General features: G+C 48.5%; 14 protein-coding genes. 2 read left to right on the plus strand and 12 right to left on the minus strand.

Translation table 11 applies throughout. The annotated features are described in order from the left end of the window. The 5 genes from rplB to VLG36_05490 form a co-directional block, all read right to left on the minus strand. Window positions 1-840 carry a 50S ribosomal protein L2 gene (gene rplB / locus VLG36_05470; protein HSW78220.1) on the minus strand — a complete coding sequence of 280 codons (840 nt, stop codon included), beginning with the start codon at window positions 838-840 and terminating at the stop codon, window positions 1-3. Beyond that, on the minus strand, window positions 840-1154 hold the full coding sequence (locus VLG36_05475; protein ID HSW78221.1) for a 50S ribosomal protein L23: 315 nt from the start codon (window positions 1152-1154) through the stop codon (window positions 840-842). The genes rplB and VLG36_05475 overlap by 1 nt, the downstream gene beginning before the upstream one ends. A gap of 1 nt (window position 1155) precedes the next feature. Further along, window positions 1156-1776 carry a 50S ribosomal protein L4 gene (gene rplD / locus VLG36_05480; GenBank protein HSW78222.1) on the minus strand — a complete coding sequence of 207 codons (621 nt, stop codon included), beginning with the start codon at window positions 1774-1776 and terminating at the stop codon, window positions 1156-1158. Then, the gene (gene rplC / locus VLG36_05485; GenBank protein HSW78223.1) at window positions 1776-2387 is read right to left on the minus strand and encodes a 50S ribosomal protein L3; all 612 of its coding nucleotides are present in this window, start codon (window positions 2385-2387) and stop codon (window positions 1776-1778) included. The genes rplD and rplC overlap by 1 nt, the downstream gene beginning before the upstream one ends. Before the next feature lie 208 nt (window positions 2388-2595). Continuing rightward, window positions 2596-3195 carry a hypothetical protein gene (locus VLG36_05490; GenBank protein ID HSW78224.1) on the minus strand — a complete coding sequence of 200 codons (600 nt, stop codon included), beginning with the start codon at window positions 3193-3195 and terminating at the stop codon, window positions 2596-2598. On the opposite strand from VLG36_05490, the gene VLG36_05495 reads away from it, so the two are divergent. Next, window positions 3194-3949, plus strand: a complete 756-nt coding sequence (locus VLG36_05495) for a M15 family metallopeptidase (GenBank protein HSW78225.1) — start codon at window positions 3194-3196, stop codon at window positions 3947-3949. The two genes, VLG36_05490 and VLG36_05495, sit on opposite strands and share 2 nt — an antisense overlap. Window positions 3950-3971: 22 nt before the next feature. Here VLG36_05495 and VLG36_05500 read toward each other — a convergent pair whose 3' ends face one another. Beyond that, complete coding sequence (locus VLG36_05500; GenBank protein ID HSW78226.1) at window positions 3972-4301, minus strand: hypothetical protein; 330 nt, start codon at window positions 4299-4301, stop codon at window positions 3972-3974. Window positions 4302-4327: 26 nt separating this feature from the next. On the opposite strand from VLG36_05500, the gene VLG36_05505 reads away from it, so the two are divergent. Then, on the plus strand, window positions 4328-4654 hold the full coding sequence (locus VLG36_05505) for a hypothetical protein (GenBank protein ID HSW78227.1): 327 nt from the start codon (window positions 4328-4330) through the stop codon (window positions 4652-4654). Window positions 4655-5422: 768 nt separating this feature from the next. On the opposite strand, the gene rpsJ is transcribed toward VLG36_05505, so the two are convergent. The 6 genes from rpsJ to VLG36_05535 form a co-directional block, all read right to left on the minus strand. Next, window positions 5423-5746 carry a 30S ribosomal protein S10 gene (gene rpsJ, locus VLG36_05510; GenBank protein ID HSW78228.1) on the minus strand — a complete coding sequence of 108 codons (324 nt, stop codon included), beginning with the start codon at window positions 5744-5746 and terminating at the stop codon, window positions 5423-5425. A 485-nt stretch (window positions 5747-6231) separates the two neighbouring features. Then, window positions 6232-6660: a hypothetical protein gene (locus VLG36_05515; GenBank protein ID HSW78229.1), complete on the minus strand. Its 429-nt coding sequence runs from the start codon at window positions 6658-6660 to the stop codon at window positions 6232-6234. A gap of 62 nt (window positions 6661-6722) precedes the next feature. Beyond that, window positions 6723-7904, minus strand: a complete 1182-nt coding sequence (tuf, locus tag VLG36_05520) for an elongation factor Tu (GenBank protein HSW78230.1) — start codon at window positions 7902-7904, stop codon at window positions 6723-6725. Window positions 7905-8048: 144 nt separating this feature from the next. After that, complete coding sequence (locus tag VLG36_05525) at window positions 8049-8843, minus strand: hypothetical protein (GenBank protein ID HSW78231.1); 795 nt, start codon at window positions 8841-8843, stop codon at window positions 8049-8051. 38 nt (window positions 8844-8881) lie between these two features. Continuing rightward, window positions 8882-10033, minus strand: coding sequence for a hypothetical protein (locus VLG36_05530; GenBank protein ID HSW78232.1), 1152 nt, complete (start codon window positions 10031-10033; stop codon window positions 8882-8884). A gap of 48 nt (window positions 10034-10081) precedes the next feature. After that, window positions 10082-10459 carry a hypothetical protein gene (locus VLG36_05535; GenBank protein HSW78233.1) on the minus strand — a complete coding sequence of 126 codons (378 nt, stop codon included), beginning with the start codon at window positions 10457-10459 and terminating at the stop codon, window positions 10082-10084. Between the last annotated feature and the right edge of the window lie 234 nt (window positions 10460-10693).

The raw sequence follows: 10693 nt of genomic DNA on the forward strand, positions 1-10693 counted from the left end.
CTACCTCTTCCTCTTCGCTTCATGGCGACTTCTTACAATCATCTTGCTCGTATCCTTACGACGACGAGTACGGTAACCAAGCGTTAACTTACCCCATGGTGTCTTAGGTGTACCACCCACGCCATGAGCACCACCGTCACCACCACCGTTAGGGTGATCTACAGCGTTCATAGCCTTACCGCGTACGCTTGGGCGAATACCCTTGCGACGGTTACGACCAGCGGAACCAATCTTGATGTTCTGGTGTTGAACGTTACCAACGACACCGAGTGCAGCTGTCGCTTCCAAACGGAAACGGCGAACTTCACCTGAAGGCAGGCGCACCTGTGCGTAGTCGCCTTCTTTGGCCATTAGCTGTGCTTTTGTGCCAGCTGAACGAACCATCTGAGCGCCCTTGCCCGGGTTGATCTCAATTGCATAGATCTGAGAACCGACAGGGATACGAGATAAAGGCATGCGGTTTGAAGACTCAACAGGAGCCTCATCGCCGCTTACTATTACCTTGCCTTTTGTCATTTGCGTATCAGCAAGGATGTAGTGATACAAACCGTGCTGATCTTTTACACGGGCGATACGAGCAGAGCGGTTAGGATCGTATTCGATCTCTTCAACCGTAACCGTAAGGCCTGGTGCAAGCCGGTGATTAACCAACCGGTAGTGGCGTTTTACACCGCCACCACGGTGACGAACAGTAATACGGCCATCGTTATTGCGACCAGCATTCTGTTTTTTGCTTTTTAGCAGGCTTTTAAGCGGTTTACGAGTGGTAACTTCGCTTAAGTCCTGGCTAGTCATACCGCGGCGAGCAGGAGTCGTTGGGTTGTAAGCTTTAATAGGCATTACTTCTTCTCCTCTTCAGTCTGCGTATCAAAGACTTGAATGCTGTTGCCCTCTGCGAGGGTAACGTAGGCTTTCTTACTATCTTTACGGTGCGTTGTTCCTGGGTAGCGGTTTTTACCGCGAGAGAAACGAACAGCTTTGCCGCTTTGGACAAGCGTCTTGATACCAGTTACTTTTACTTCGAACTGTGCCTCTACTGCAGCCATGATCTCTTGCTTGTTAGCGTCGAGTGGCACGTTAAAGAGATAAACATTCTGGGCGCCAAGCTTGTAAGCTTTTTCAGTAGCGCGTGGAATAACAGTAATAGTTTTCATATTACGCCTCCTCCTTTGTCAGCCATTTTTTAATAGCTTCAAGGGCAGATGGAGTTATAACAATGTGGTCAGCGTTCAAAAGGTAGTACACGCTTAGGTAGGTTGCACTGACAAGTAGGATGTTCTGAATGTTAGCCGTTGAGCGAATCAACTCTGGAGTCTTTTCACTTACAACCATCAATACATTGCGGTCGAGCTTATTGTCAGCGAGAAACTTAACCATCTCTGCAGTTTTTGTAGCAGTAGCAGGTACGTCTTTTACGACGATCTTGCCAGCTTCACTCGCGAGTGTCAGTGCCTGGCGAAGCGCAACGCGCTTGCTGGTTGTACTGATTCGTAGTTTGTAGTTCTCGTTACCGCGAGGGCCAAATACGACACCACCACCACGCCAAATAGGGTTACGACTTGAACCAAAACGTGCGCGGCCAGTACCCTTTTGCTTCCATGGCTTTTTACCACCACCGCGAACTTCGCCACGCTGCTTTGTTGTAGCACTTGCAAGACGGTTGTTGGCTAGGAACGAATCGTAGGCAAGTTTTAGCAGTTCGTGGTTAGGAACCTCTACTGCAAAAACTTCTTTAGGGAGAGCAGTCGATACAGCTGCTTTTTTAGTCTCAGCCATTATGCTTCACCTCCAATAATAATAAGACCCTTCTTAGGACCTGGAACAGCGCCCTTAAGGCCGATCAAGTTTGAAGCGGCGTCAACATACGCTACCTCAAGGTTCTTAACCGTGACACGGTCGTGACCCATACGGCCAGCCATGCGTTTACCCTTAAAGACCTTCTGTGGATACATCGATCCAATAGAACCAGGCTTACGAACGTTTCCGTTACCACCGTGGGTCTTTTTGCTTGTATTAAAGTTGTGGCGTTTTACCGTACCGGCAAAACCTTTACCCTTGCTTGTGCCAGTCGCGTCCACCAAATCGCCTAGCTCAAACTTAGTTACATCAATGACGTCCCCGACCTTAAGGTCTGGTAGTTCATCGACACGAAATTCCCGAATATGCTTCGGGGTGACACCGGCTGTCTTTACGTGACCAGCCACGGCCTTGCTCAGGTTCTTACCCTCACCATATGCCACCTGAACTGCGTTGTAGCCGTCGGTTTCGACGGACTTGACCTGAGTCACAGTTAAGGGGCCAGCTTGAATAAGTGTTACTGGAACAGCAACACCAGACTCGCTGATGATTTGGGTCATACCAATTTTGGTACCGAGAAGTGCTTTCATTGCCCTCTTGCTCCCACTTAAAATTCTTGGTGGCTGGGGGTTTCTACTGAGGTAGACCTACCAATTCACCAAGAATGAGTTGTTATTACGTAATAAAGTTACCTAGCAACTATAGCACACTCACCCTAGTGAGTCAACGATTTTACAGGGTACTTGCCATCCCGCGACGCCACCTGAGCGGGTCGCGGGATGGACATTCGAGCGTGTCCTAGCAAACAGGTGCCTGCTTGCCGAATCCGCCCTTGATCCAGGCGGCACCAACATAGCCGATCCAGCCATCGTTCTTAGGCAATGCCTTGGGGCCCTCGCCAGGCCTCAGCGGCTCGAGCTTGTCACTAGGGACAAGAATGCCATACCACGCGTCTGTCTCTTGACCAGTCTGGTCGCGATACATTTCGCCAGTGGTTTGGCAGACAATATGGACGGTCATGCCGTCCATGGGCCACTTGTCGCGCAGCGATACCGTTTCGCCCTGAACCAGCTTCGGCGCCCACTGAGTCGGCAGCCAACAGGCCACCTCCCTGCACGTAGCGCTGAAGTCAGACAGCGAGACGGTTGCGTCGAACGGCGCAGTGACGACGCTGGAGACAGTCGGGCTTGCCGTAGCGGTGTTCTTTCCATCTCCACCGCCAGAACTACAGCCGGTTGCCAGACCCAAGGTCATAACACCAACCACTGCGATACGCTTCCACGAGCTCATGTGGTTCGCCACCTTAATCGAAGTTGATGACCTCTTAGCCACCACTATCATTATTACATAGTTATCTTCGTAGCCCACCGTGGTAAAATACGAGCATGAAACTTGCATGGCACTCGCGCAAACTCGGGGTAGTTATCATTGCACTATTTATCGTTGGGTCATTGTTGTTTCGCTGGTTGTAGCGCTAACCCACTCATGGAATCTTGCTGCACCAAAAGCACCCCAGGTAGCCATAAAAACGACGAGTCCCGTTGCCACAGCTCCTGCGCCAGTTCCAAAAATACCCCCATTCGATAAAAATAAGTATTCACACATCGACCCTGCAAGTCTTCGGGTTGTCGTTAATAAACAGCATCCTATGAACCCAAAAGATTACGTACCAAGTGATATTATCCTCGGTCGCGACGGCTATCAATACAGTTTGCGTATTAGTGCCGATCTAAACGCTCTCGTGGATGCTGCTGCTCAGCAGGGCGTTACTCTAAATATGAGTAGCGCCTATCGTTCGTATGCTAACCAGACGGCTTTATTCAACAACTACACCGCCCAATATGGCCAAGCCACAGCCGAGACCATTAGCGCTAGGCCAGGTTACAGTGAGCACCAAACGGGCCTTGCCGTAGATATTGGCGGAGCCTCAAGTCCAAACTGTAACTTTAACGCCTGTTTTGGTGATACGGTTGAAGGCAAATGGCTCGCAGCACACGCTAACGATTTTGGCTTTGTTATTCGATATCAAAAAGAAACCACTAACCTCACCGGATACGCTTACGAACCTTGGCATGTACGCTACGTCGGTCATGAACTGGCTGCAGAGTATAAAAAAGAAGGCACTACGTCACTTGAAGCATTTTTGACATAACTGGCGGCGCAGTTTACGCTAACTAAATAACGATGCCTGAGGGCGCAAAGTAGCAAAGAATCGTTATCACTACCAAGATGGCATACCATATTTTTCGGTCAGCCTGATACTTTTCAAATTTGCGCACAAGTAAAAGACCAACTAAAAAACCGACAGGAATAGCACTCAGAGGTAATCCAAGCCATGTCACTGGTGTTTGGAATTTAACCCAAAAAGTCCCAAGTAATACAAATACTACAAGCTTTAGAAAATAAGTACTATCAGACTCAAAGATCTTTTCGTAGCCCTTGCGGCTAACGGTCGCGGGGCGATTACGTGCATATGTTCTGGGTTTTTGTTTTTGCGTTGCCATTACCTGTCAGTATATCAAAAGTAACCATGAGTGCAAACGCTCTTGCGCAGCCAGTATTCTTAGGCCATACTGAAACCATACAACAAAACCTTGGAGGAATTATGCCAGTAACCAAGAAAAAACAAGCACCTAAAAAGAAACCAAGCGAAATGCGTTCTTTTGTACGCGCATCGAACCCTAAACCCTTTGTAGTATTTAAAATCACCCAGCAAACTATTTACTGGCTTATTATTGGCGGTCTTGTCCTAGGTTTTGGCATTTGGGTAATGTATCTTACCGTTCGTATTCATAGTATGTATGATGATATCCAGAGTGTTGGTCCTGACACTCACATGAATGTCATGCAACGATAAGAACATACACATATTGTATTCCTCTTACCGTTAATAACATGTTATTATTTGACAGGTCTGTCTTACGTTCACCCATAGAGGAAGGAAGCGATGTCCCGGAACAGCCCCCTGTACTGGGCTTACCTGCTGACAACAATCTTCGCTTGCGGCTTTCTGATTGCCAATATGGCAACAACCAGGAATCCGTCTGCGAGGCTAGGATCTATCGGCATGATGTGCCTGGTCTTGGCCCTGACCCCAATCGTCACGCGACGATTGCGCAAGTCTCCACCTCTGCACCAACTCACCGCGTCAATTCGTACCCGCGCGCAGGAGTTGATCGACTCCGAGTGTGTACTGCTTGTCCCCTGTGATCGTGATCGTCCTAGCACCCAGAAGGTGCTCATTGGGGCGTCCGCTCGAGAGAGTGAGCTGTACATCGATCGGTATGGATGGGACGATACTATTCGACGCTACGTCGTCCGTTCGGACGGCTCTGTGGCTCGTCGAGTACTCTGTCGTAACTCCAGCGCACACATCAGTCTCTCAGACCGTCTGTGGTGCTTCCGACCGCTGACATATGCGCGGCTCAAGTACCTTCACAAGGCCCTGAGCGAACTGTATGATGCGAGGCGACGGCTACAACCCGTGCGATGAACGAAGACATGGCTACGCCCCACAAGGGCCCGCTGGCCGAGACGGCTGGCCGCTTGCACAACCTGCAGCGGCCATGTCCTTGCAATCAAAAAATCCCGGCATAACCGGGATTTTTTCTATTGCATGCTTAATTTACATGCGGATTTCTGCATCAACACCAGCTGGAAGGCTGAGGTTCTGCAGGCTATCAATAGTCTTTGGTGTTGCGTTTGTGATATCGATAAGACGTTTGTGAACACGCATCTCAAAGGTCTCACCACCAGTCTTGTAAACATGTGGAGACTTAACGACGGTGAAGCTACTGCGACGAGTAGGAAGTGGGATAGGACCCGCTACACTTGCACCCGTGCGAAGTGCGGTGTCAATAATTTGCTTTGCCGATTGGTCAATGACCTTATGGTCGTAGGCTTTTAGACGAATACGGATACGAAGACCCGCTTCTTTTGTTTCTGGCATGGACTGCTCCTTTATGTGCTACCCCGTAACCTCCGCTAGAATCGTGCTTTGTTCACGTCCAGCTGAGTTCTCGGTGGCTATGATGTTAATACATTCGTTATTTTATACTAATTACACCCGTTTGCCAATAGGCCCTAACCATGTTATATCCATGTTATCATCACCTCATATCCCTGAGAGGAGACGTGAGGATGTTTGACATTACGCAGCACTCCAATGGCGCACCTGAAGCTCCATCATCCTGCAAGACATCAAAGCCCAGAAAGTTCGGCATTCCCTGCTGGCTAGTCCTGAGGCCGCATCGGTTCGATGGCGATACCTCCTATACACCCGCACGGCGCGGTCTTGCGATGAAGCGTCGCTGTTCCGCATGTGGCCTAAACGTGAAAGGTGGTGAGATACTCCTCAAGGAATAAACCCGCTCCCATGCCTGTCAAGCAGCGCCCACCCTGGCGCCTTCGGGCTTCAGGAGCGGGTGTTTGCTTTTAAAGCTTTACTAGAAAGTGTGGCTTGCGAATATAAAAGATGGCCTTGGTTCGCTTAGTGTCTGTCTTAATAAGATGAGTGTGCTGATGTATAACCGATCTGCTAATACTTCCACGACCTCTCGCGTATACGTTAAATCCTCTTGTTTCATACGCACCAGTCATTCGTATAAATTCCAAGGCCTCTTCATCGGTGAAGTCGTCAAATGTATCAACGTGTCGTTTCGGAATAATCATCAGATGATCGGTCACCTTACGACCTTCAAAAATATCGTAGGACACGCGATTAGGTATGACAAACATCGTCTTGCCCTCTTCAATTATCTTTGTGCCGTGCGTAAGTTCATTACAAAACGTACAGCCTTCTATTTTCCTGTCGCCGGCGTTGTGTTTCGCATAGGCATTACGAGTTTTGCGGTAGTGGTACATATTCTCCTCAGCAAAAGAGGCCTCTTGAATTGAGGCCTCTCGTCGCTATAACTAGTCAGTTATTATTTAGTGATGCTTGTTACAACACCAGCACCAACGGTACGGCCACCTTCGCGGATAGCGAAGTTAAGACCCTGCTCCATAGCAATAGGTGCAAGAAGCTTTACCTTGAAGGTAACGGTGTCACCAGGCATAACCATTTCTTTGTCAGCTGGAAGTTCAACTTCACCAGTAACATCAGTTGTGCGGAAGTAGAACTGTGGCTTGTAACCCTTTGAGAATGGAGTGTGGCGGCCGCCTTCTTCCTTCTTAAGGATGTAAACTTCAGCTTCAAACTCGGTGTGTGGAGTGATTGAGCCTGGCTTAGCAACAACCTGACCACGCTCAATTTGCTCACGCTCAATACCACGAAGCAAGAGACCAGCGTTGTCACCGGCTTGACCTTGGTTAAGGTTCTTCTTGAAGGCCTCAATACCAGTTACAACTGATTGCTGAGTAGCCTTCACGCCAATGATTTCGACTGCATCGTTAAGCTTAACGATGCCCTGTTCGATACGACCAGTAGCAACCGTACCACGACCCTTGATCGAGAACACATCCTCAATAGGCATAAGGAAAGGCTTGTCAAGATCACGAACTGGCTCTGGAACGTATGAGTCAAGAGCCTCAACGAGTTCCATAATAGCGTCTTCGCTAGCAGGATCACCTTCGAGTGCCTTAGTAGCAGAACCCTTGATAATAGGAGCGTCTTCATCGAAGCCGTTCTTAGCAAGCAGCTCACGGATGTCCATTTCAACAAGCTCAACGAGCTCAGGATCAGCGAGGTCCATCTTGTTAAGGAAGACAACGATCTTAGGCACACCAACCTGCTTTGCAAGCAGAACGTGCTCACGAGTTTGTGGAAGTGGACCATCGTTTGCAGCAACTACGAGGATAGCACCATCGATTTGTGCAGCACCCGTGATCATGTTCTTAACGTAGTCGGCGTGACCAGGCATGTCAACGTGAGCGTAGTGACGCTTAGCTGACTCGTATTCCTGGTGAGAAGATGCAATGGTAATACCACGTGCACGCTCTTCAGGTGCGTTGTCAATTTGGTCATAAGCAACTGGTTTGTTAACAGCGCTTGGAAGACGCTTTGCAAGTACAGCTGTAATTGCAGCAGTTAGAGTTGTTTTACCGTGGTCAACGTGACCCATGGTACCAACGTTGACGTGCGGCTTAGTGCGATCGAAATCTGCCATATGGGATTTTATCTCCTATTAATTATATTTCGTATGGCAGTCCATAAAAAGACTCCACGACGTATGCGCTTAATTATACAGGGAAACTGTCAGTCTGTAAACTACCCAGTCGCATCTTCTTCCTGTAAACCACATGTGCCTTGTTTATTGTTGCTCACGCGAGTCGATTCTCTGCGTTAAGCGACCAAGCGCGCGTAAATGACGGTGCGAAAGTGCCATTACCACTTCAGGCTTCGCCTCTGTCGAGACGAGACTATCCAACCGGGAAAGCCCCGCGACGTGCATTCCGTAAACGGGCCCCTGCTTTCGGTCTAACTTCGACCGCTTCCCCGGATCCTCGCCTGTTGCTATACCTGAATTGTCTATAAAGTCAGCAAGCTTTAACGCGGCCGCCCGTGGACTTCCATAGACAACCAGCCGTGCAGTATGTTCAATATACGTTTCTAGTTTCTTATCATCTGGACCAAGAATCGGATTAGATACCTCAAGTACAACATTCGCCACATCTTCTGAAGCAATGAGCGCAAGCGCACTATGCGCAAGCCTCCTTTGAAGATGCGGTTCATCTGGAATGCTGTCAAATTCGAGTTTTGCAAGCTCATCAGGATGATCTTCAATAACATCATGCACAGGTGCTGCAGCGATTGTTATCGCGTCGGTCACACCCAGTTCTTCAATTAGTCGTATACCTACCCGGATTGGATGATAAATGTATGGCTCGTAAGTGCGCCTATCACCTTCATGTAAATCGACGCCCAATGCGAGCGTCGTTTGTATCAGTTCGTTTTCGGCAAGCCCCACCCTTCCTAAGGCGTGCGCAAACCGCGCCATAAGACCCTCAAAGCCATAATTTCTCCCCACATCGTCAAGATTTTCAGAATATACTGGATCACCAATTTTTACTTCTGAATACGCCATAACCAATGGTAGCATACTCATCGCCCATGCAGTATAGGGCAATCTTCACATTGTTTGAATTAAGCAAAAACTTCTTTTGCCGAAGGATACGAGTTATATCCGTGAACAGCAAAACTACGGCAATAGGCACCAACATCATGAATAACCACCATGTCACCTATTGCTGTTTTTTTCATTAAACGAGGCTCCAAACCTTCAGGATCTCCCGCGGCAGGTGTTAATATATCACCCGTCTCGCAGTTATGCCCAACGACAACATATTCATCTGTCTCATTTGTATCTTTTAGTGTATCAATCTGATGCTGAGCGCCGTACATGCTTGGTCGGATAATATCGTTCATTCCAGTGTTAAGTCTCAAAAAAGTATGACCATCGGCACCTGTATCAACAACATCAACTACTTGTGCCACAAGTATACCTGCATGAGCTACCAACCATGTACCAGGTTCAATCTCCAAATGTAGTCGTCTGCCGGTTTCCTCGGCAAATACTTTAAGTTCGGTACTAAAAACATTCGCAATTTCTGTCATGTTGGCTTCATGTTCATCACCGTAGCGATGAATTTTAAAGCCACCTCCAATATCTAAAGCGGTAACATCTGGCATCTGACGAACAATATTGAGTGCCGTTTTTATCACCTCACCCCACATCTTAGGATCCGCGCCGGAACCTATATGAATGTGTAGTCGAGTAATCCTAATGTCAGCCTTTTTTGCCATTTCTAGAGCTTGAGGCAGATACGCATTCCATAACCCAAAGCTTGAGTTAGCACCACCAGTTGTCGTGCGGTTGTTATGACCTGCACCGAGACCAGGGTTGATACGCAATCCAACACCCATACCCTTTGGAGCTTCCTGTATGAAAAGCTCTAGTTGATGGAGCGATGTGGCAGTATAAAGCACACCAGCCGCAAGAAGCTTTGCGAGATTATGCGCCGGCTGCTGGCTTGAGAGACTTATTCTCTCACCCTGTATTCCCTGTTCAAGCAATTCCGTCGTCTCATAACTAGAGCTAGCGTCAAAATGCAGCCCTTCAGCATTCAGTAATGCCACGACCTCGGGGTGGTTGTTCGCCTTAACCGCGTAACGAGAGGTTAGGCCGAACGGCAGATCAAGCGCTATAAGCTGCTGAGCGCGATCGCGCAAATAGACACGATCATAGATAAAAAGTGGCGAACCATGTTCGGTTGCAAGTTGCTTAATTGTTGACATTTGAAACATAGTAACTTTAATTATAACATTAGACCTTAAACGATCGTGTTAGTGACCTTCACTGGATACCACCTCCTCGATATATTTGGGAGTCAAGCGGACTATGCGCTTGTTGATAGCACGTCGCACCCCCAAGACGCCGACTGTGTCGTAACTTGGGAACTCGTACTCCTTTACTTCCATATGAAGATGCGGCCCCTGGAGAGGCAACCCGAGCATCCCCAACATCTGATTGCGAGTCCTACGATTCGGATGGTCATTGAGCTGATCCACTGCCTTGTCGTGTTCCTCATATGCGGTTACCAGGTTCTGGAGTCTACCAAAGTCGTACTCCGGCATACCAACCACCACGATTGGTCCTCGATGACCCCGACGGTACGTGATATTCACCGTACCGAGCTTCCCGATCTTGTCGGGAGGTGCCATGCGACTCACCTCATTTCACTACCGTGCCTGCGTGTAGTATAGCAAAGACTTTGACGACCACTATAAATGTGCTATAAAACATATAGCCTTCGCACGCTGCCCGCAACCCTCAACTGCGACAGCCAAACCATCTTGAGACAAAGAGCCGTTAGGCTCTTTTTTGTTTACCTTACTGTTCATGCTGCGTTGCCTCCTGTCGGTTTTCTAAATACACTTCTCTCGCTGTTCTGTAAC

This window comes from Candidatus Chromulinivoraceae bacterium, from assembly GCA_035478595.1.
In the GTDB taxonomy this organism is placed as follows: domain Bacteria; phylum Patescibacteriota; class Saccharimonadia; order Saccharimonadales; family Saccharimonadaceae; genus CAMLKC01.